The following is a 21681-nucleotide window of genomic DNA, read 5'->3' as shown; positions in this document are numbered from 1 at the left end:
TCGGCAGTGATTGCCCTGAGCTCATTACAAATAAAAAAGCCTTGGATTTATTTATCCAAAGCTCCTTTGGAACATATTATTTTTCATACTTCCCAATTTTTTTTAATAAATCAAGTAATTCATCTTTTTCATCTTTCGTTAACATTTCAAAAGACTGATGTATAACTTTCTCATGCCCCGGAAAAATAGAAGCAATAAAGTTCTCGCCAGACTCAGTTAATTGCGCGTAAATAACACGTCTGTCATTCGGACATGGAATTCTCTTTACTAATCCCTTTTTCTCCAGCTTATCTACAACATATGTAATGCTGCCACTAGCTATTAAAATACGCTCACCAATTTGCTGAAGTGGTTGACCGCCTTTATGATATAGCAGTTCTAATACAGCAAATTCAGTTGGATTTAACCCGTTACTTTGTATAGATTTATTTGTAGTATCCATAACAGAACGATGTACACGAGATAATGCAATAAATACTTTTAAAGATTGAGAAATATCTTCTCGTTCATTATTTGATGTCATACAAATTTCAACCCTTCACTTAAATTCTCAGCAATAAAAAGAAAATGCCAGTTCATACTTCCTGTGAATTCCGAATGAGCATTCACTCATCCATTTCCTCTCCCCTAATATATTAAGAATCATTCTTGAATAAAAACATGACAATTTTAACATAGTTTATATATAATGATAATAAAAAAAGAAGGAGTACCACATTTGAAAGTCAAATTCCAAAGCATAATTGTATATATATTGCTTGTTATCCTACCGACAATAGGGATTGGTGCTACATTTTATTCGTATCATACATATAAAATGAAACAGGAAAACAAATTATCTGCTCATACAGTTCTCTTTTTATATAGAGATTATTTGGATCATCATCTTGGTGAAGCAATTTCCGCTTTAGACATGCTTGCAAAAGTTGTAGGCACCGAGACTGGTAATATAAATGGTATTAAACAAATTGTACATGATACAGATGGAAACGATGCACGCTTTTCTGGTCTATATTACGCTACACCAGAAGGAGTCATTACAATCGCATCTGAAGATGAATCAAAGCCTATAGATGTTTCAGACCGTAAATATATTCAAGACGCACTCCAAACTAAAAAAACCACTGTATCATCAGTCATTACTGATCGCGTTCTTGGACATAAAGCTATTATGATTGCTGCCCCCATATTTAATAAACAGAAGGAGCTCTCAGGATTATTATTAGCTAGTTTACGCTTTGATTACATTTCATCTTCTTTAAATGCCATTAAACCACAATACCATTTTGAGGTAACTGATAAACATGATGTAGTTTTTCTAACCGATGATAATAACGACACAAGTGATACGCATTCTAATATGCTTACTACCCCACTCCAAAGATTAAATTGGAAGGTCTCTGTTTCTCCATTACCTATTCATCAAAAAACCTTATACCAGTGGGTTGCAATAGAGTGTATAGCTACTTTATTTTTAATGTCTATTTTATTTTTACTTGCTCAATATATGTTGTTAAAACGTCAAACAAAAATTGAAAGGCAACAAAATGAACTACAAAAAATTGAATTAGTTGGAACTTTTGCAGCGAGTACAGCACACGAAATCCGTAATCCTCTTACTGGAATTAAAGGACTCGTCGCTCTATTAAAAGAGAAATATAAAGGTGAGCAAGATCAGTTCTACTTTTCCGTAATTGAACAAGAAATAGAGCGAATCAATGAAATTGTAAGTGAATTTCTTATTCTCGGAAAGCCAACCGCCATCATCGAACAAACGTATGATGTAAGAAAAATTCTAAATGAGGTAGCATTAATTATTCAATCTGAGGCGAATTTACATAACATTGTATTCCATTTACATTTGCCAGACCATCCTGTTCATATCCGTTGTTCGAAAGACCATATGAAACAAGTGGTTTTAAACATTACAAAAAATGCAATTGAGGCCATGACTTCTAGTGATACACTAACCATTGTAGTAAAAAACAATGAAACACACGCACAATTGCAGATTATAGATACTGGAAAAGGGATTCCGCAACATATTCAAAAACACCTCTTTCATCCGTTCTTTACTAATAAAGATACTGGAACAGGTCTTGGACTTGTCATATGTAAACGAATTGTAGAGATGTATAATGGGCATATTTTTATTGACAGTACAGAAAACGAAGGAACAGCAGTTCATATCGAAATTCCGTTACACATAGTATAATTATCCTTATCCTATAAGGGTAATTATACTTATTTCATAAAACCAGCCACAAGCATTCGCCAAAAATTATTTGATTTTCCTTCATACCCGATTTGGAAAATAGGTATTTTTATAATTGAAAACCATTTCGGTGTTTGTTTTTCTTTATAACATTGATATTGTAAAATAAGCTTGTCCAATTCTTGACTAACTTGAATTGTCTCCCTACTATTTAGCCCACTTGTTAATCCTAGTTGAATCATTTCTTCACGTTTCATATGAATATCACGTGAAAGCTTTTCTAATGTGTACTTCCTTTTTACAGTAAACATCCATATCCCCCTTATTATACTTCCATGCTCTTAACTTCACTTCTCCATTGACTTTTTTAACTACTTAATCATATGCAAATTTGAAGAATCAGAAATTTTAACATTTTCTCCCTGTAATTTACAAATCTTTACCCTCACTTTGAGAATTATTACAAATTATTCTATCTTTGTAAATACATTCGCAATAATAGACATTTTTTTCATCTTGTTTTTTTATAAATGCTACGTAAACCGGGGATTCTTAATTTTCCACCTACTTTTCTTCGACATTTTTTGTTTAATTTATATAAAAAAGCAAAACATAATGATGATTGATAAAGTGAAACTTTAATCAGTGTTTTTTGTTCAGCCCCCACTGATTATTAGCATTCACCAATCGGGTAGGCAGTGAATCTCCCACCTATCCAGCCCAATGTTGAGGTGGGAGTCTTACTCCCCACAAATAGCGGGATAACAATAGAAAGGAAATATTTATATGCGAAAATATACGATTGCATTATTCATCATTGTTTTGTTTTTACCGTCCTTCTTATTTCCTATTCAAGCAAATGCTCATACGAATAAAGTTGCTATTGTCATTGATGATTTCGGAAATAATATGAAGGGGACTAATCAAATGTTATCACTTCCCATTCCACTCACTGTTGCTGTTATGCCTTTTCTTCCTTCCACAAAAGAAGATGCAATAGCTGCCCATAAGAAAGGCCATGAAGTTATTATACATATGCCAATGGAACCTATAAAAGGTAAAAAAGAATGGCTTGGGCCGAAAGCAATTACAACTGATTTAAGCGATGAAGAAATAAACAACCGACTTGAACAAGCGATTCAAGAAGTACCGCATGCAATTGGAATGAACAATCATATGGGGTCAAAAATAACAGCGGATGAAAGAATTGTTCGCCTTATACTTGCTGCTTGTAAAAAACACGGTTTATTTTACTTAGATAGTAAAACGAATCCTAATAGTGTCGTCCCAAAAATCGGAAAAGAATTAGGAGTTCCTATTATTGAAAACCAACTATTTTTTGATGATGTGTATACAGCAGGACATATTTCAAAACAAGCCCAATTACTCATCAAAAAAATTCAAGAAAAACCTATTATGGTAGCTATCGGGCATGTGGGCCCTCCAGGTGAAATTACATCACGCGTTATTGAAACTTCTATCCCTAAAATTCGTGAGCATGCAGACTTTATTTTCTTATCTGATCTAGCATTATCCCCGCCTCCTGTTTCAAAATAAAGTTCATTACTCACATAAAGTGAAACTTTAATCAGCCCTCACCAATTGGGCTTTTATGGGCAATCCGTCCCCCCACTTAACTTCTTTACTTGCGCTGAATTTTGAGGCTCGGATTTTACTGCCCACAAATGGCGGGACAAAAAAGTACCTATCTATATATAACAGATAGGTACTTTTTTTAACTTAAATATAATCTACATGACTCACTCTGAATCCTTTTTTCTCTATTTTTCCGATTAATTGCTTTAATCTTGTTTCATCTAACTCATCTGATATATTTACAATAACGCGGCGGATATATTGATCACCGTTATCTAACGTAAATAGGCCACCGATATTATATGCTTTTAACAATGTCCCAAGCTCTTTAATCGTTCCCTTACAATCTTGTGTTGCAATTGTTAATATATAACCACCTGTTCGCATACCAAATGAATCTTCAATAACATCAAATATATTCGAATGCGTTAACATACCGACAAATTCATTATAATCATTTAGCACGGCTAAAAACGGAAGCCGACGAATTACATAAAAAGCTCTGAAGAATGAATCCTTTTCAAAAATAAATGCATTGGAATCATCAAGCATATCCCCTGCACTTACATGCTCTAATCCGCTATTGCATTTTTTTTCTAATAAATCTACTTTATAAATAATCCCCGTGAATTTCTTCTCATCTTCTGCTAATACCGGGATGGCTCGAAATCCCGTTTCGTTCATCATTTGCAGTGCCTCTTCACCAGAATCATTTATCTTGCAAAATGTTACTTGCTGCTTTGGCAGAAAATGATATTTAACTCGCAAAATATGTTCCTCCTTACATGTCAACATGTAATCTATATATAATAAGGAGACCTATATTTTATGAGTGAAATTATTTTTAAAACGCTTTCATTTGTTTATTAACTTGTATCCATATCACATCCATTTTTATATAACAGAGCTCCTTGCACCCTTAATCATTAATAACTTTACATGATAGTTCATTAAATATTCTATACCCTCTAGCCATTTTTTCGCTTCTTCTGGCGTTTTTCCCCACACAATCATGCCGTAATTATGAACAAGAACTACTCCTCCACCTTCAATGAAATTCGGAACATTGCTTTCTAATAAATCAGCGAATTTTTTTTCATCTTCTACAATTGGAATTGTCATTTCTGTTATACCTTCTTTTCCGAAAACACGCTCCACACTGCGTTTATCGAACGTTACTTCTCCTTCTTCCCCATATAACTCTGATATTAAATGACTATCTACAGTCTGCACTTGTAAAATACATCCTGCACTACTTTTTTTATAAATATCCGCATGCATAAATGACTCTGCAGCTGGTTTTTCTTCATTTTCAAATACTGACTCGCACATGCAATTTACGACAATAAAATCTTCTTCCGAAAATAGCCCTTTATCTCTTCCCTCAACATTTACTAAAAATGTTAACGGCTCTTTTGACGTACATAGCGATAAGCTAATTTTGGTACCATAAAACCAATCACGAAGTGCCAATTCAGATTTCACATCTTTTAATTCATTCCATTTCTTCAGAAAAAATAACATTTCGTCACCCCCGGCATAATATTCATATAAGGTTCGAATCCTTTCTATGTAAAAGGAATATTTTTTGATTATTCTAAAAATTTAATTGAATTATCACATGAGAACGCTTTTTTGTCAATATAGTTTCGTGGTTCTTCTTTAAAATAGGCTATTCATATGTCTATACTCCTATCTATTTCATTTTGCACATAAAAAATACGCTATTCTTTAATTAAAGAATAGCGTATTTTCCTCATTTTTTATTCCGCATTAACGGGCAGCCCGATTGGTGAGGGCTACTAATCAGTGGGGAATGAACAAAACCCCCACTGAATAAAGTTTCACTTTATTTCTTTATTGCATTATACAAAAACTGCGCGTATTGTTCACGTGTTACGAAATTATCTCCTAAAAAATTCCCTTCCCCGTCGCCTTTTGATATTTTATTATCCACTAAAGCTTTCACATATCCTTTCGCCCAATGGCCATTTGGTACATCTTTAAAATTCTCTGCACTATTTTCATTTTCTTTTAACTGAAATACTCTTTGTAGTACTACTGACATTTCATATCGAGTTAATACTCCATCCGGACGGAACATACCATTTCCATAGCCTGTCATAATTCCAGCTTGAACCACTGCATCAATAGCCGTTTCATACATATTTCCTTTCGTATCTATAAATGCCGTTTTTTGTTCTAGATTATTTTCTAATTTTAAATACCTTTGTATTAGAAGTGCTACTTGTCCACGAGTAATGTTATCACCAAATCCAAATTCACCATTTCCATAGCCTATAAATAATTTTTCTTTCGCTAAGTAATTAATTGCTTCTTCTGACCAATGTCCCTTTGGTACATCTTTAAATTCTACCACTTCTGTTTTCTCATCTTCTTTAGATGTATTACCGTCTTTACTTTCTACTACATTTTGAATAACAGATCCTGTAAAGAAGATTCCTGTATCCGCGAATGGATCTTTCACACCAAATTCATATACTTTCTCACCTGGTGTACTCCATTTCACTACACCATTACTATACGTACCATTATCGCTCTTCAGACGGATTTTCGTAGAAATCTCACCATCTTTTTCATATATAGGTACTTTTACTTCTTTATTTACTTCTGTTTCCTCTAAAAATACTTTTTGATTTTGGACATTAATATAAGCCGTCTTACTTAGTTCTATAACTGGTCGGACATCACGGATTTCATTTGCAACAAAACTTAGAAATACTAATTTTTTTAAATTACTAACTGGTGATAAGTCTGAAATATAATTCGCTTCTAAATCAAGCTTTTGTAAGTTTACTAAACTTGATAATGGAGTAATATCCTTTAACTCATTGTTAGGTAAGTGTAATTGTTTTAACTGTGTCATCTTACTTAGAGGAGTAACATCTTTTATTTCATTTTTCCCGATCCACAATTCTTCTAATTGCTTCATTTGCTCAATGCCGGATAAATCTTTAACTTTATTACGTGTTAATACTAAGTCTGTTAAAGGTAATGAATATAACGCTTTAATATCTTCAATTTGATTACCTGCTAAAGTTAAGTATGTTACATTTTTCAAAGCGCTTAATGGAGCAACGTTCGTAATTTTATTATTTGCTAAATTCAAGTAATCTAGTTGTTCCATTTTCGCTAATGCTGTTACATCTTCTATTTGGTTGCCTGATAGATATAAACTTTTTACATTTTTCATTTCAGTTAGTGGTGCAACGTTTGTAATTTTATTATTACTTAAATCAAGAGATTCTAAATTATCCATCTTAACAAGTGGCGTTACATCTGCAAATTCATTACCACGCAAAGCTAAATGATTTAATTGCTTTAAGTTCGCAAAGAACGACGGGTCTTTTATCTTCGCATTCGCAACTGTTAAAGATTTTAAATTTGGCATATATTTTAATGCACTATAATCAAGTATCTCATTTGTATTTAAAAATAAATCCTTTACTTGTAATAACTCTTCTTTCGTAATTGGTGTATTTAAATCTTTTCTATTAAATACTTTTTTATTCACAAGTTCTCTTAATTTGTTATCTGTTATCATATTTTGATTATCAACTGGATTATCCGTTTCCGTATTTCCTGAATTAGAGTTATCATCTGGTTTCTCTGTTTCTTTGTTACCTACAGTTGGATCTTTAATTTCAAATTGAACTTGATATTTGTGATCATATCCAATAGCTGGAATAAGTATATGCATTTGCATATTGTGCTTCTTCTCAAACTCGCCAATTTCAAATTGAACTACCTTCGTTCCATTCTTCCTCTTATCTTCTGACAAAACCTTCACATCATGAAATACACCAGGCTGGTTTTTATCTTCTATTCTAAGATATTGAAAATAATCGCTATCTTGCATTGTTACAGTGACAATTTTTTTGCCAGCTGCAATCGTTACTTTAGGATCTTTTATATATTGAGAAACCATAGATGGCTCATCTTTTTGGTCCTTATATATTTTAATCTCAGTATCATACGTGCGATCACTCGCTGCTGCTACCGATTGATTTGCTTCAACTTTTAATGCCGCTAATGCTGGAGTAGAATACGTAGCAAATGGAATTGCTAATGTTGTCGCTACTACTAGCGCCTTCATATAATTTTTTTTCAAAATAATATCCCCTATCATATACAATTTTTATAATTGATAACCCTTATCAATTACCCACAAATAAATGATAATGAATATCATTATCATTGTCAATGAGAATATTACATTAAATTTATATTTTTAAAGATAAAAAATAAAAAGCCCTTTATTCAAAGGGCTTTTTTACCTATCGTATGAAGAATTTCACTTTTTTCCTTCTCATTGATGACACCAATTTTTTGCAAAATATTCGCGTACAATACAAGTTTATTATATATTCGTTCTGACATGTTCTCCCTTCTTTCCTTCGACCAACTTTTTTTGTATTGGTAAATTATATGAAAGAGATGAGAAAATGTGTCCACTTTTTGCATAAATGCAAATCTTTTATTTTACGATTTGCAGACAATAAAACTCCCTCCTAAAAATTAGGCGGGAGTTTAGGTACTTTCACTTTATTTAACAAACTGTCCACTGAATATTATGCTTCATAAGTTCTTCTTCAAAACTATATGGCATTTTTTTATCACAAATTACATGTTGAATACGTGAAAATGCTGCTATACGATAATTCCCTTTCACGCCTACCTTCGTATGATCACATAAAATATATGTCTTCTCAGCTAATTTCATCATCGCCTCTGACAATTTCGCTTTCTCTAATTCAAAGCTGGAAACTCCAAAACTAGGTAATAACCCATCAATCGAAACGAACGCTTTATGAAAATGGAATTGCTGTATTACTTGCTGAGAAAAAGACCCTGATACACGCGAATGCTTTGGAGATACTTTTCCACCTATAAATAAAACTTCACCGTGAAACATCTTTTTATTAATAGAAGAAATTAATTGTGTTGCGACTGGAAATGAACTTGTTACAATCGTTAAGTTTTTACGATGAACAAGGTATGGAACCATTTGAAGCGGTGTACTTCCATCATCAATTGCAATGACATCACCATCTTCTACAAATGTCGCTGCTTTATAACCAATTCTTTTCTTCTCTTCTATATGTAGCATTTCTCTTTCTAACATTGGCGCCTCTACCCCAGCGCCTGGAAGTTGAACAGCTCCACCATACACTTTTTTCAGCTTCTTTTCACGATCTAATTCTTCTAAATATCGACGAATCGTTTCTGTTGATACAGCAAATTCTCTCGCTAATTCTGAAACCTTTACTTTTCCTTTAAATTCTACCTTTTCAAGAATGGTTCGCTTTCTTTCTTCTCCTACTACAGACATAGATTCACCTCATTTATATCTCCCTCATAAGCTTCCTTACTTATACAAAGTTATAATTTTCTTTGTAAGTAGAAACTTCTTCATGAATATGAATACCGCGCTTTGCTAGTTCATCAAAAATTAATTGTGGATTTTCAAAAGCTTCTTCAGGCGTAACAACACCCACCCTACTTACATTTCCAGTTGCAATTAACTCTGCAGCAATCCCAAATGGAATACCGACGTTTCTCGTATACGCCCTTAATTTTTCCCATCCTACAACAGAACCATCAGATAACGGATGTGTATGATATAACACATGTCTTTGCTTCTCATTATTTTTCATACCTATTACTTCTACATGAAGTGCATAACCATAAAGCTCTGTTTCTTGTCCTTCTTTCGATTGCAATAAATACTGCGAAATACAATCCATAATGCCTATTTCTTTCCCGTTTATTTCAATCTGATCATTACGCAATATGCCGTAATCATATAAAGCACGTACAAGTTGCATATTTTGCTTCGGCCAAGTTCCTCTCGTCTCTATCAGTTTGACACCTTTATTTTCTAGTGCCTTTGCTAACGTAATCGTTTCAGAATGCGGAATGATATACTGCGTTTCCTTACCATAAGGCGCTGGCAATTCTATTTCTCTCGGACGCGCAAACGGAAGTACTTGTTTAAATTCACCATCTTCATACACTGTACGCGATGGTAAATGTGGATCATATTCATATGTCGTTGTCTCTGTAATTGAAGCAGAAAAAGCAATCGGACGATACGAACCGTGACTTACGCGGACAGACTCTACAGTATCCAGTTGATTTGCTGCATGCATTGCCATCATTTGCGTTACACCTGGCGTCATACCAAACCCAGGCAAACATGTTTTTTCATTTTGAACAAATATAGCATGCGATTCATTTTCTTCACCAAATCCATTTAAGTTCACACCATGACAGCCTGCTTCTGCAATACAGCGAGTCGACAATCCATTTAGCTTTATCGTCGTACCGTCCATTACAATGTCATAACCTTTCATTTTTGCAACCGTATCCTCGTGATTTGTTACATCTACTTTTACAAAATCAACACGAGGATCGTTGAGCCATTCTACTACTTTACGGCCCTCTTCCTCGTTAAAATCGGCTACAGTAATCGTCTCAAAAGATGAAAATTGAACTAAATCCAAAATAGCTTCACGACAAATTTTACCTGCTCCACCTAAGCAAAATACTTTCACCCAATAACAACTCCTTTAGCAATACTATCAACTAAGCGATTAATATCTTCTTCATGTACATCACCGATATTTCCAATGCGGAACGTATCTACTTTCGAAATTTTCCCAGGGTAAATAACAAATCCATAACGCTTTAATTCGTTATATAACTGTTGAAACTCAAACCCCTCTTTTGGATAAATGAAAGATGTAATAATAGGAGATTGATATTTCTTATCTACTAGTGGCTTAAATCCGATTTCTCCCATTCTATTCACTAGTAGTTTTTGATTGTTGTAATATCGATTGTAACGTGCTCTTACTCCACCTTCTTTTTCTAGCTCAAGTAGCGCTTGATAAAAAGCATGTACAACATGTGTAGGTGAAGTAAAACGCCATTTCCCATTTTGTTTTTCCATCGTTTCCCACTGATCATATAAATCAAGAGATAAAGAGCGTCCTTGCCCTTTACACTTCAATAATTCATCACGTTTTGCGATTATAAATCCGAATCCAGGAACCCCTTGAATACACTTATTTGCACTACTAATTAAAAAATCAATTTGTAAATCAGCAATGTCTATTTCAATCCCGCCGAAACTACTCATCGCATCAACAATTGTAACCTTTCCATACTGCTTTCCTAATTTACATACATCTACAATTGGATTTATAATGCCTGTCGTTGTTTCACAATGAACAACTGCAATATGCGTAATCTCTTTATCTTCTTCCAATAACTTTTCTACTTCTACAATATTAGTAGGTTCCCACTCTTCTGTTTGGCTGACCACTACATCAATCTGTAACATCTCTGCCATTTGTACAATGCGCTTACCGTACGCACCATTTGTACAAACGAGAAGCTTCCCATTTCCCGGAATAACAGAGCCAATTACTGCTTCAACTGAAAACGTACCGCTTCCTTGCATTAACACTGTTGTATATTTCTCTTCTTCCTTCGTCGCTAACGATACAAGTTTAGCTCTTACTTCTTGCACCATCGTATTATATTCAACATCCCACGTACACCAATCGTATAGCATAACTTCTTTTACTGATTTTGTTGTCGTTAATGGTCCTGGTGTTAATAATAAGTAGTGATTTTCATTCATGATCCCGTACCCCTTTTATGAAATAATAAGTTCTTGTTTCTCGATATGTTCCATTACGTTTTCAAGCTCCTGCATCGTTTCAATCGTAAAATGAGCCCCATTTTCAACAAACCGATTACGAACTATTTCTATTTTTTCACGAAGCTCTACCGAATCCATACTCTCCACTTCCTCTTCCGTTAAACCGAGCTCACTACTTCCAAGAATTACACCAACTGTCCACATTCCAGCATTTCTACCTTCTTTCATATCTGATACTGTGTCCCCTACTTTTATCATATGGTTCATCGGATACACACCAAGTTCCATTGCATTTTTATAGCACATCCATGGGTATGGGCGGCCTGCTGGAACATCATCTGGCGTAACAAGAAAATCAGGTTTATATCCTTGTAACGCTGCTTCCTTTGCTACAATTTCCATCATTTCTCTCGTATAGCCCGTTGTTGAACCGATTTTAATGCCTCTCTCACGTAAAGAAGCGATTACTTCTTTTACCTCATCAATCGGCGTAGCATAACTTGGTAAAATAGAAAAGAGAATTTCTTCAAACTCTTCATACATCTCATGAATGTCTGCTTCTGTTGGTAATTGACCGAAGACACGCTTCCACTCATCCGCAATACGAGGCATTTCTGTTAGTGCCCTTACATGATCTATTTTTAATAATCCCATTGGCTTACGTGCTTCTTCTGCTGTAATTTCAACGCCACGTTTTTGAAAAATCTTCATGAATACTTCTAGCGGTGCAAAACATCCGTAATCAACCGTCGTACCTGCCCAATCAAAAATAACTGCTTCAATTTTCATTCTGTCCATCACCCTTCTTACTTATCTTTTTTGCCATTGTGAAGTTCGGTTACGAAGTGCTTTCGTTCCCCATTCATATACAACTCTCACTACAATATTTGTAACAACAATAAGTACACTCATTGCAGCTGCTGGCGCTACATTTCCTGCATCATCCATATTTACGATTGATACGGCAGCTAGTTTAAAATCAGCTGCATATAGGAATACAACTGCCGATACAGTTACCATTGAATTTACGAAGTAGTACATTACCATTTCTAAAATTGCTGGTAAACACATTGGTACTGTTACTCGGAAGAATGTTTTATAAAACGGAATACCCATCGACTGCGAAACAAGCTCAAACTCTCGGTCTAATTTCTTTAAGGCAGTCGTTGCCGTGACAAATGTTACAGAATAAAAATGAATGATATTTACTAGTACTAATACAGCGATTGTTCCGTATAAAGAATGAAACGGATTCGTTACTGATAGTCCAAGAATTTGAATCGTTGGTTGACTAAAGAAAAAGACATATCCTAATCCGAGTACTAAACCTGGTATCGCTAACGGCACTATAGAGAAAAAGTAACCTGTTTTTCTGAAAAATTGTAGCTGGTCTATTTTCTCAATTGCATATGCGAATGCAAATGTTAAAATCGCCCCAATAACTGCTGTAACTGCTGAAACAATTACGCTATTTTTAAATGCTTCAAGTCCATCTCCTGTTAAACTTGAAAAATTAAAATGCTCAAATGTAAAACTCATATTATATGGCCATACTTTCACACTTGCAGCAATACCAACTGCAACAAATAATAGAATGATCATAAGGGTAATCACACTACAATATATGAATGAGATTACATCTCTTTTCTTATTAGCTATTATTCTGTACGGTACTGCTTTTGAAGATAAGAAATTCGCCTGCTTTCTTTGCGTAATACGATCAACTACAAATGCGAATATAGCTGGGATTAATAAAATCATTCCGACAGTTGCACCCATCGGCATATTTTGCTGTCCAATTACTTGTTTGTATACGTCAGTAGCAAGCACATTATATTGCCCACCAACAATTTTTGGTGCCCCAAAATCAGTAAAACTAAGTGTAAACACAACAAACATTGCACTAATTAATCCGTACTTTACACTAGGTAAAGTAACCGTGAAAAATTGCTTTGTTTTACTGGCTCCTAACATATTAGAAGCTTCATATAAACGATAATCAGATCCTTGAAAGGCAATTAGCAATATGAGAAAGGCTTGCGGAAATGTATACATAACTTCAGCTATTACAATTCCTACTGGTCCATATAAAGGGATTTGTATACCTTCAAATAAACCAAACATTCCTTTCGTTACTAGCCCTTGATTACCAAATAAATATGTAAGTGCTATACCGTGCATCATCGTTGGTGCAAACAATGGTAATAACGCTACATACTGAAATACGCGCTTTCCAAAAACATTCGTACGGGCAATTGCATATGCGTAAACGAATGCGATTGCAACTGAAATAATTGTTGTTGCGCCCGAAATCCATACTGTATTTTGTAAAGACTGAACTAAAGTTGGTGTTGTGAAATATTTACTGAAATTCGATAAACCAACGAAAACTCCATCTTTATTATAAAAAGCTTGTGTAAATAGTTGTAATAGCGGTAATACAAGTATGATAAGGAAAGAAAAAATCATACCGATAATTACGAGCCTTTGGATCCATTCCTCTTTCCCTATACTTCTCTTAATCTTTTTTTTCGTACTTTCTACCTTATAGTTTTCTAACATCTCCATCTATACAATGACCTTCTTTCCATATGACAACATATGATTTTCTGAGAAAGAGATTTGAATCGGCTTTCCTTTTCTAATAGCCGTTGCTTCTACTTCTGATGCTAATATATCCACTACAATTTTCTCATTATAAAGGTGTGTGTTTTCTTCTAAGACTCGCACTTCCGTCCGATATACAGATCCGCGAAATTCCATACTTTCCACAACTGATTTAATACCGTCCTTTTGTACAATTGTTACATGTTCAGGACGAATTGCATGTTCTTCGTTATTTTTCGAAAAGAAATTAATAGAACCAATAAAATCTGCCACAAACGGATTGGCTGGTCTTTGATAAATCTCCTCTGGTGTTCCAATCTGCATAATTTCCGCATGATTCATTACAACAATTTTATCAGCCATCGTTAATGCCTCTTCTTGATCATGCGTTACCATAATCGTCGTTACTCCTATTTTCTCTTGCAAATCACGCATTTCCCTACGTAATTTTTCACGCACTTTTGCATCTAAAGCTGATAACGGCTCATCGAGTAACAAAATATCTGGAGACAGAGCGAGCGCACGTGCAAGTGCTACTCGCTGCTGTTGTCCACCAGACATTTGAGCAGGATATTTATCTTTTACATTCAGCAAATCTACAAGTTTTAACGCATCTAGCGCTTTCTCTTTCACTTCTGCTTTCCCATATTTTTTTGTCTTTAAGCCGTATTCAATATTTTCAAGTGCTGTTAAATTCGGAAATAAAGCATACGATTGGAAAACCATTCCGAAGTTTCTCTTTCCAGGAGGCAATGCTGTAATATCTTTTCCATTCACAGCTATACTGCCAGTCGTTGGTTCCTCTAGTCCCGCTAAAATGCGAAGCAACGTCGTTTTCCCACAGCCACTTGGGCCTAATAAACAAACAAACTCATTTTTTTTCACAGTAAAAGAAATATCTTTTAACGCTGTAAATGCATCAAACTGTTTTTGAATGTGTTGAATTGATAAATATTCGCTCATTTTTCTCTCTCCCACTCACTTACTTTTTCGGTTCTGCTTTTTGGCCAAACTCTTTTTCCCATTTTTCTAAAATTTCGTCACGATTTTCTGCTGCCCATTTAAAGTCATTCTTTTTATATAATTTTTCCGTAACATCTTTCGGGAATCCCTCTGGAAGTTTATAGTCATTTTTAATTGTCGCAAATCCATTTTTCTCAAAGTATAACTTCATTACATCATCAGTAATTGCCCAATCTAAAAATGCTTGCGCTAATTTATCATTTTTCGCATTATCTTTCTTAATAAGTGCGTTCGCTTCTACTTCCCATCCTAATCCTTCTTTCGGCAGTACAACTTCAACTGGTGCACCTTTTTGTTTCTCTTTTAAAGCACTATAAACCATTGATACACCGACTGGATATTCACCTGCTCCTGCTAATTTTGCTGGTTTTGAACCTGAATGCGTATAACTTGCCATATTATCATGAAGTTTCTTCATGTAATCCCAGCCTTTATCTTCACCCATAATTTGTAGCCATGCAGAAACTGTTAAAAATCCTGTTCCAGATGATGCTGGATGTGGCATAACAAGTGTTCCTTTATACTCTGGTTTCGTTAAATCTTCATATGATTCTGGCATCGGTAAATTTTTCTTCTTTAACTCTTCTTTATTTACAGCAATCCCCGTCATAAATGCAGTATTTCCTACCCATTTTTCAGGTTGCTTATCATCTTTAAATTGTGGAAGAACACGATCTGCTCCTTTTGGAGAGTATCCTTTTAACATATCTTTTTTATCTAAAGCTAATAGACTTGATGCCGCAGTTCCCCATACAACATCTGCTTGTGTATTTTTCCCTTCAGCTAGTAATTTCGCAGTAATAACTCCTGTTGAATCACGTACAATGTTCAATTTCACATCAGGATATTTCTTTTTAAAGGAATCAAGATAAATTGGTACAAGCTCTTCTTCAATGGCTGTGTAAACAGTTAATGATCCAGATAATTTGTCATCTTTCACTTTCGCTCCAGCACTTTCTTCTTTCTTTGCACCACACCCCATTAATAACGAAAATACCATTCCAGTCGCTACAGCTTTAAAGATTGTTTTTTTCACTGTTTCTCTCTCCTTTTACAAATCTTATGTACAACTCAAATATAAACAACTAGTGTAAAAGCAGTATTAAACCAACATTAATCTTTTGTTTGTTGTTTGTTTTTGTGTAATACGTTGCTACTTCTATGTTTTTTCGCATTTTTCTGCTAATAGAAAACACTAAATTTACAAATAATTAAAAAAACCTTTATAATCCCACAAAAAAATGAGGCGTTTGTAAAAAACGCCTCATTTTTGTTTCCCTTTTTTTGAATTACGATTAGCATACTTTGCGCTATTTTCTCCTTCATACTCTAATGCAAATTCTGCATCTGGTAAGCTTTCTTTCGGAGTTTTATTATTATTGATTGCCGCATTTTGTTTCACTTTTCTTTTTACCAATACATTCACCTGCTCTCAAGAAATCACTTTCTACTCTATTTTGAAACAACTTAAAATAATTATTACTGGCAAGTGTTAACAAGTACATAAGAGGCGTTAGATGGAAATACTACATATGAAGAAACCATTATAAAAAGGAGCGATGATTTTGAAGAAAAAAGAAAAGATTCAATCACCGATTTTAGACGAAACGCTCCCGCATCAAATGAATTTTCCATCTTTTAAAGGAACAGGAAAAACGATGCAACAACCTTTTGTGAATCAATATGATGTTGTAATTGGAGACAGTAAATATAATTCCGAGAACAGTCCGCTTAACAATTGGAGTGATGAAGTAGATCCTGCCATTATGGCTGGCGATGAGTGGATCCATCCTACAAATGATATTGGCTGGATTTCAGAAGAAAATCAAGAATTGCTAAAAAACGAAGCGGATAATAAAAATGAAGCTTTTATGCATCCACAATTTGGCATTAACGACTAAAAAACCATTCTACCTAACGTAGGTAGAATGGTTTCATACTATCCAATAATAATCCGCTCTTTCGGGTATTTATAGCGAGGTGGTTGTTCCCTTCCACCACTAGCTAAAATAAATGTTAAAATGCCAACGCGTCCGATAAACATAAGCACAATAAGTACAAGTTTCCCAACAGTTGTTAAATCAGGCGTAACACCTGTTGATAGTCCCGTCGTTCCGAAAGCCGAACAAACTTCAACAATTAAGCTCATAAGCGGTACATTTTCCGTAATAGATAAAATGAATAGCGCAGTAGCACATAACAAAATCCCCATCGTCATAACGACAGATGCTTTCAGTACATCCTCTTCATGTAGCTGACGTTTGAAGACTCTAACTGTTCTACCGCCCCTTGCAAAGGTGTATAGTGACAATATACTAACAGCAAATGTTGTTGTACGTATTCCGCCCCCAACCGAACTTGGAGATGCCCCTATAAACATTAGTATACTCATAAATAAAAGCGTCGGTTGTGACAATTCACGTATATCCATCGTAGCAAGTCCACCACTTCTCGTCGTCACAGATTGGAATAATGTATAAAATACAGTTTCATGCCATGACTTTCCTACTAAAAAATGATTTCTCTCCAGTAAAAAAATCATAATTGTACCAACAACAACGAGTGCAAAAAATGTTGTTGTCGTCAGTTTTGTAAATAATGAAAAACGGAATAATTGTTGTCTCCTTTTACTAAGGAATTGTTTCACTTCCATTAGCACAGGGAAACCAATCGCTCCTAAAATAATTAGTAACATATGAATCATTTGAACAATATAATCTTTTTTATAAGGAATTAATGATTGTCCTGTTAAATCAAATCCGCCGTTCGTAGTCGCACTAACAGCTGCAAAGAAACCGTGAAAATAAGCTTCTTTCCAAGTCGGAAAGTAAAGTAAAAATCTTGTACCTAATAGGATTGCTCCAATAAGTTCTATTGAAATAATTACAATCAAAATAGAACGCATCAATTCTACAAGACCCGATAAATTCCCTTGATTATGGTCTGCCATAATTAATCTTCTTCTTTGCAAACCAATCTTTTTCCCCGTAATGATCCAAACAAATGTACCAAGCGCCATAATTCCTAAGCCGCCTAATTGTAGAATAAGGGCTAAAACAATAATTCCTGCTGTAGTAAACGTATCTGAAATCGTAATAACAGACAGTCCCGTAACGCTTACCGCACTAACCGATGTAAAAAGCGCATCTATAAATGTCCATTTCACACCAGGCTTCGTAACAAACGGTAAACTAAGCAATATCACCGATACAACTACTGCTAACAAATAAAACAAAACGATGAGTTGTACAGGACGTAATTTTTGTAAAAACTTTTTTATATCTCTCATTCCATCACTTCGCTACCTTTTTTCTATCGATTAAATAAAGAAAAATCTTTACTTTCTTTATTTGTAAATAACTGCTCAAATAATTTGGCAAAGACCATTCCATATACAGTTCCATTACCTCCATACGGCAATGCGTAAAACAAATTATGTATCTTTTCGTCTTCTTTTAAAATGGGGAGACCATCATGAGTACCACCAAATGCGGCTGCCCAATAGTAGTCTGCCTGTATATTTTTATACTGCGGGAACATCTCTTTTACAATATTAATAAGGATATCACGCTTATGCAATAATTTCGTATCACCAATTGTTTGAATTTGCAGCGCTTCATCTAATCCGCCTACTATAATGCGGCTTCGATACGTTCGAAAATATAAGTAGGGCCGTGCCGTTTCCCAAATTAACGATCGCTCATGCCAGCCTTCAAACTGATCTATTTCATTTGTTACAATTGCATAAGAGGTGTCTACTGTTGTATTTTTTCTTTCTTTCTTTCTTTCCAAAAAGCGCTTCATAACCTGTCGCCATAATAATATTCTTTGCTACAATTTGATTTCCTATTTTCGTGTAACAAATTAAATCATTTTTACGTTTTTTTATATGTATTGCCTCTGTATGTTCATATATATTAGCTCCCATTTGATTTGCTTTATGCAAAAGACTGTGCGCTAATAAATACGGATTCACCTCGGCATCACCGTGTGTATATAATGCCGCTTGTTTTATGAAAGGATAACGTTTCTTAATATCAGATTCTGTAAAATACTCAACAGGAAATCCATAATTCTGCAACGTATTGTACTCCTCTTGTAAAAATGAGACATCCTCACTTTTACTTGCATAATATAAACTACTTCTCGGAATAAAATAGGGATCAATATCGAGAGTAGGTACCACTTTCTCCATTGTCCGTAACGCTTCGTAACACAGTTTATATGCTCGTACCCCTTTTTCTTCACCAAATGTATGGATAAGTGAGGTTAACGATTTATCATGAAGAAACTGTAATACACCTACATTTGCAAATGTACTACCACATGCAATTTCTCTTTTTTCAATAAGCATTACACTCATACCTATTTTCGCTAAAGAATACGCTATATGGGCACCTGCTTCGCCACTTCCGACTACAAGCACATCACATATCATATCATTTCCTAACGGTGGATAACAAGGTACTGAAACTCCTGTATTCCAAAACAACTTACCTGTCATAAGTTTCATAATTATACTCCTAAAATATAAATTTCTCCTTTCTATGTTTTGTTATTTTTCATAAAAAAATCCAACTAACATAGGCTAGTTGGATTTTTTATTTTTAATTAGAACGCTCTTCAAGCCAATTTCCAATCGTCGGATATGTTTGTTTTACAGCTGTTCCACCGTAAACGATAGACATATGCCCTGTTGGTAAACATACATATTGTTTATCTGTGCTAGAAATATGGTCTAGTAATGCTTCTACTTGACATGGCAAAGCGATATGATCACGTTTCCCGGAAATATTTAAGACATTCGCCTTAATATTTGCAAGATCTACCTTTTGTCCGCGAATAACGAGTTCACCCTTAACCAATTTATTATTTTGATAAAAATCACGAATCCACTGTCTGTATGATTCACCTGGGAACGGAATACCATCACCAACCCACTTTTGAACCAATCTCCAGCTTTCGACGAAGCGTTCATTCTCTGAACGATCTACTAGAGCAACATATGGACCAACAAAGTTCGTAATTGGCTTTAACATTTTGTTTCCGAAATCAATCATTTCTGGCGGAATATTTCCAAATGTATCAACCGCTTTATCTAAATTGAAGTATTTCTCATCTAATAAAGGACCATACAATCCTGTTTCAGAGAAATCAAAAGGACTTGTCATGAAAATTAAATTACGAATTGGCATGTGCGGATGAAGCGCTGCATAAATAGAAGTTAGCGTTCCACCCATGCAATAACCAAGTAAAGAAATCTCGTCCGATTTTGCAGTTCGCATTACTTTTTTTACTGCTTTTGCAATATAATCAAACACGAAATCATCAAATTTCAAATGACTATCTTCTAAACCAAATGTGCCCCAATCAAGCATATATACATCAAAACCACGATCCACTAGATATTCCACTAAACTATTTCCAGGAGTTAAATCCATAATATATGGTTTATTAATAAGAGCATATATTAACAGAATTGGAACTCTTTGTGTTTTTTCTTGTTTTGGAATGTAGCGATAAAGCTTCGTCTTATTCTTCGTCCAAATAACCTCTTTCGGCGTTAATCCGACTTGCGGCTCTGGTTCACGTAATAAAATTTCACTCGCCCTTTTCACTCGGCGGTATGCTTTTCGGTACTCTTCTGGGTATAGCTCTAATTGCTTTTCCCATTCTGTTGCGAATGTAGTCATTTTTCTATCTCCTTTTTGGTCGATTTCCTTCTTAAAAAAAAGAAGTGCATTCCTGCTATGGATATGCACTTTTTTCTTACTTCATTACATATATAATCCGCCGTTAATGTTTAATTGTTGACCTGTGATATACGCACCGTCACGGCATAGGTATACTACACCTTTTGCAATTTCATCAGCTTGACCAAAACGTTTTTTCGGGATTTTTGCAACGATTTTTTGACGTACTTCTTCTGGTACTTCTGCTACCATTTCAGTATCAATAAATCCTGGGCAAATAGCATTTACAGTGACATTTGTTTTTGCAAGTTCTAACGCTAATGATTTTGTAAATCCTAACATACCCGCTTTTGCTGCTGAGTAGTTTGTTTGGCCAAATCCACCTGCTTGACCAATAATAGAAGAAATGCTAATAATTCTTCCTTCTTCTGCTTCCGTTATGTATGGAAGAACCGCACTTGTCGTATTAAATACGCTGCTTAAATTCACGTCAATTACGCGCTCCCAATCTTCACGATTTAACTTTTTGAATGTACGGTCTCTTGTAATACCAGCATTATTAACAAGAATATCAACTTTACCAAAATGATTCACAGTTTCTTCTACAAGTCGGTTTGCATCTTCTACTTTAGAAACATCCGCTTGCACTGCATAAACGTCATGTCCTTCTTTTCCTAATTCATTTACTAAATTTTCAGCTGCTTCTTTACTGCTATTATAGTTAATAACTACTTTCGCTCCCTCTTGTGCTAATGCTACTGTAATTGCTTTTCCAATTCCTTTTGCTCCACCTGTTACGATTGCTACTTTTCCATTTAATTGAACCATTTCTTTTCCCCCTTAAATGAATTTGT

General features: G+C 34.7%; 19 protein-coding genes and 1 pseudogene. 3 read left to right on the top strand and 17 right to left on the bottom strand.

Annotated features, from left to right (window positions below):
* Positions 1 to 76: 76 nt before the first annotated feature.
* Entirely contained in the window at positions 77 to 523 is a 447-nt protein-coding gene (locus tag DN401_RS27170) for a MarR family winged helix-turn-helix transcriptional regulator (RefSeq protein WP_000203336.1), read from the bottom strand.
* Between the two features lie 195 nt (positions 524 to 718).
* On the opposite strand from DN401_RS27170, the gene DN401_RS27165 reads away from it, so the two are divergent.
* The gene (locus tag DN401_RS27165) at positions 719 to 2215 is read left to right on the top strand and encodes a DUF3149 domain-containing protein (RefSeq protein WP_149288060.1); all 1497 of its coding nucleotides are present in this window, start codon (positions 719 to 721) and stop codon (positions 2213 to 2215) included.
* Between the two features lie 29 nt (positions 2216 to 2244).
* Here DN401_RS27165 and DN401_RS27160 read toward each other — a convergent pair whose 3' ends face one another.
* Positions 2245 to 2526 carry an aspartyl-phosphate phosphatase Spo0E family protein gene (locus tag DN401_RS27160; protein WP_000495536.1) on the bottom strand — a complete coding sequence of 94 codons (282 nt, stop codon included), beginning with the start codon at positions 2524 to 2526 and terminating at the stop codon, positions 2245 to 2247.
* A gap of 475 nt (positions 2527 to 3001) precedes the next feature.
* Between DN401_RS27160 and DN401_RS27155 the strand changes: the two genes are divergently transcribed.
* Positions 3002 to 3772, top strand: coding sequence for a divergent polysaccharide deacetylase family protein (locus DN401_RS27155; RefSeq protein WP_001234106.1), 771 nt, complete (start codon positions 3002 to 3004; stop codon positions 3770 to 3772).
* A gap of 183 nt (positions 3773 to 3955) precedes the next feature.
* Here the strand turns inward: DN401_RS27155 and cbpA are convergent, their stop codons facing one another.
* The 11 genes from cbpA to DN401_RS29990 all read right to left on the bottom strand — a co-directional run bounded on the left by cbpA (position 3956) and on the right by DN401_RS29990 (position 16551).
* The gene (gene cbpA, locus DN401_RS27150) at positions 3956 to 4579 is read right to left on the bottom strand and encodes a cyclic di-AMP binding protein CbpA (protein WP_001264208.1); all 624 of its coding nucleotides are present in this window, start codon (positions 4577 to 4579) and stop codon (positions 3956 to 3958) included.
* A gap of 126 nt (positions 4580 to 4705) precedes the next feature.
* The gene (locus DN401_RS27145) at positions 4706 to 5335 is read right to left on the bottom strand and encodes a class II aldolase/adducin family protein (protein ID WP_000896006.1); all 630 of its coding nucleotides are present in this window, start codon (positions 5333 to 5335) and stop codon (positions 4706 to 4708) included.
* A 325-nt stretch (positions 5336 to 5660) separates the two neighbouring features.
* Positions 5661 to 7961, bottom strand: coding sequence for an NEAT domain-containing leucine-rich repeat protein (locus DN401_RS27140; protein ID WP_078386599.1), 2301 nt, complete (start codon positions 7959 to 7961; stop codon positions 5661 to 5663).
* 420 nt (positions 7962 to 8381) lie between these two features.
* Positions 8382 to 9164, bottom strand: coding sequence for a DeoR/GlpR family DNA-binding transcription regulator (locus DN401_RS27135; RefSeq protein WP_149288059.1), 783 nt, complete (start codon positions 9162 to 9164; stop codon positions 8382 to 8384).
* A gap of 40 nt (positions 9165 to 9204) precedes the next feature.
* The gene (locus tag DN401_RS27130) at positions 9205 to 10389 is read right to left on the bottom strand and encodes a saccharopine dehydrogenase family protein (protein ID WP_000862163.1); all 1185 of its coding nucleotides are present in this window, start codon (positions 10387 to 10389) and stop codon (positions 9205 to 9207) included.
* Complete coding sequence (gene phnW / locus DN401_RS27125; RefSeq protein ID WP_001004783.1) at positions 10386 to 11483, bottom strand: 2-aminoethylphosphonate--pyruvate transaminase; 1098 nt, start codon at positions 11481 to 11483, stop codon at positions 10386 to 10388. Before phnW ends, DN401_RS27130 begins: the two co-directional genes overlap by 4 nt.
* Before the next feature lie 15 nt (positions 11484 to 11498).
* On the bottom strand, positions 11499 to 12293 hold the full coding sequence (gene phnX / locus DN401_RS27120) for a phosphonoacetaldehyde hydrolase (protein ID WP_000687399.1): 795 nt from the start codon (positions 12291 to 12293) through the stop codon (positions 11499 to 11501).
* A 21-nt stretch (positions 12294 to 12314) separates the two neighbouring features.
* Positions 12315 to 14072 carry a putative 2-aminoethylphosphonate ABC transporter permease subunit gene (locus tag DN401_RS27115; RefSeq protein WP_000425523.1) on the bottom strand — a complete coding sequence of 586 codons (1758 nt, stop codon included), beginning with the start codon at positions 14070 to 14072 and terminating at the stop codon, positions 12315 to 12317.
* Positions 14073 to 15074, bottom strand: a complete 1002-nt coding sequence (locus DN401_RS27110) for a putative 2-aminoethylphosphonate ABC transporter ATP-binding protein (RefSeq protein ID WP_000006189.1) — start codon at positions 15072 to 15074, stop codon at positions 14073 to 14075.
* Positions 15075 to 15093: 19 nt separating this feature from the next.
* Positions 15094 to 16170, bottom strand: coding sequence for a putative 2-aminoethylphosphonate ABC transporter substrate-binding protein (locus DN401_RS27105; RefSeq protein ID WP_149288058.1), 1077 nt, complete (start codon positions 16168 to 16170; stop codon positions 15094 to 15096).
* A gap of 228 nt (positions 16171 to 16398) precedes the next feature.
* Complete coding sequence (locus DN401_RS29990) at positions 16399 to 16551, bottom strand: hypothetical protein (protein ID WP_000240799.1); 153 nt, start codon at positions 16549 to 16551, stop codon at positions 16399 to 16401.
* Between the two features lie 148 nt (positions 16552 to 16699).
* Here DN401_RS29990 and DN401_RS27095 point away from each other — a divergent pair, with 148 nt between their 5' ends.
* Positions 16700 to 17035: a DUF3905 domain-containing protein gene (locus DN401_RS27095; RefSeq protein ID WP_000726024.1), complete on the top strand. Its 336-nt coding sequence runs from the start codon at positions 16700 to 16702 to the stop codon at positions 17033 to 17035.
* A gap of 38 nt (positions 17036 to 17073) precedes the next feature.
* On the opposite strand, the gene DN401_RS27090 is transcribed toward DN401_RS27095, so the two are convergent.
* The 4 genes and pseudogenes from DN401_RS27090 to DN401_RS27075 form a co-directional block, all read right to left on the bottom strand.
* A complete protein-coding gene (locus tag DN401_RS27090) occupies positions 17074 to 18423 on the bottom strand; it encodes a TrkH family potassium uptake protein (RefSeq protein ID WP_001204705.1) in 1350 nt (449 codons plus the stop codon).
* 23 nt (positions 18424 to 18446) lie between these two features.
* A pseudogene (locus tag DN401_RS27085) lies at positions 18447 to 19647 on the bottom strand (NAD(P)/FAD-dependent oxidoreductase).
* Between the two features lie 94 nt (positions 19648 to 19741).
* A complete protein-coding gene (gene phaC / locus DN401_RS27080; protein WP_000206336.1) occupies positions 19742 to 20827 on the bottom strand; it encodes a class III poly(R)-hydroxyalkanoic acid synthase subunit PhaC in 1086 nt (361 codons plus the stop codon).
* Positions 20828 to 20911: 84 nt separating this feature from the next.
* Positions 20912 to 21655 (bottom strand): acetoacetyl-CoA reductase, encoded by a 744-nt coding sequence (locus DN401_RS27075; RefSeq protein ID WP_000250414.1) that lies wholly within the window; start codon positions 21653 to 21655, stop codon positions 20912 to 20914.
* Positions 21656 to 21681: the final 26 nt, after the last annotated feature.

Source organism: Bacillus sp. BF2-3 (genome assembly GCF_008368795.1).
GTDB lineage: Bacteria > Bacillota > Bacilli > Bacillales > Bacillaceae_G > Bacillus_A > Bacillus_A cereus.
This window is presented reverse-complemented; position numbering and strand designations above follow the sequence as displayed.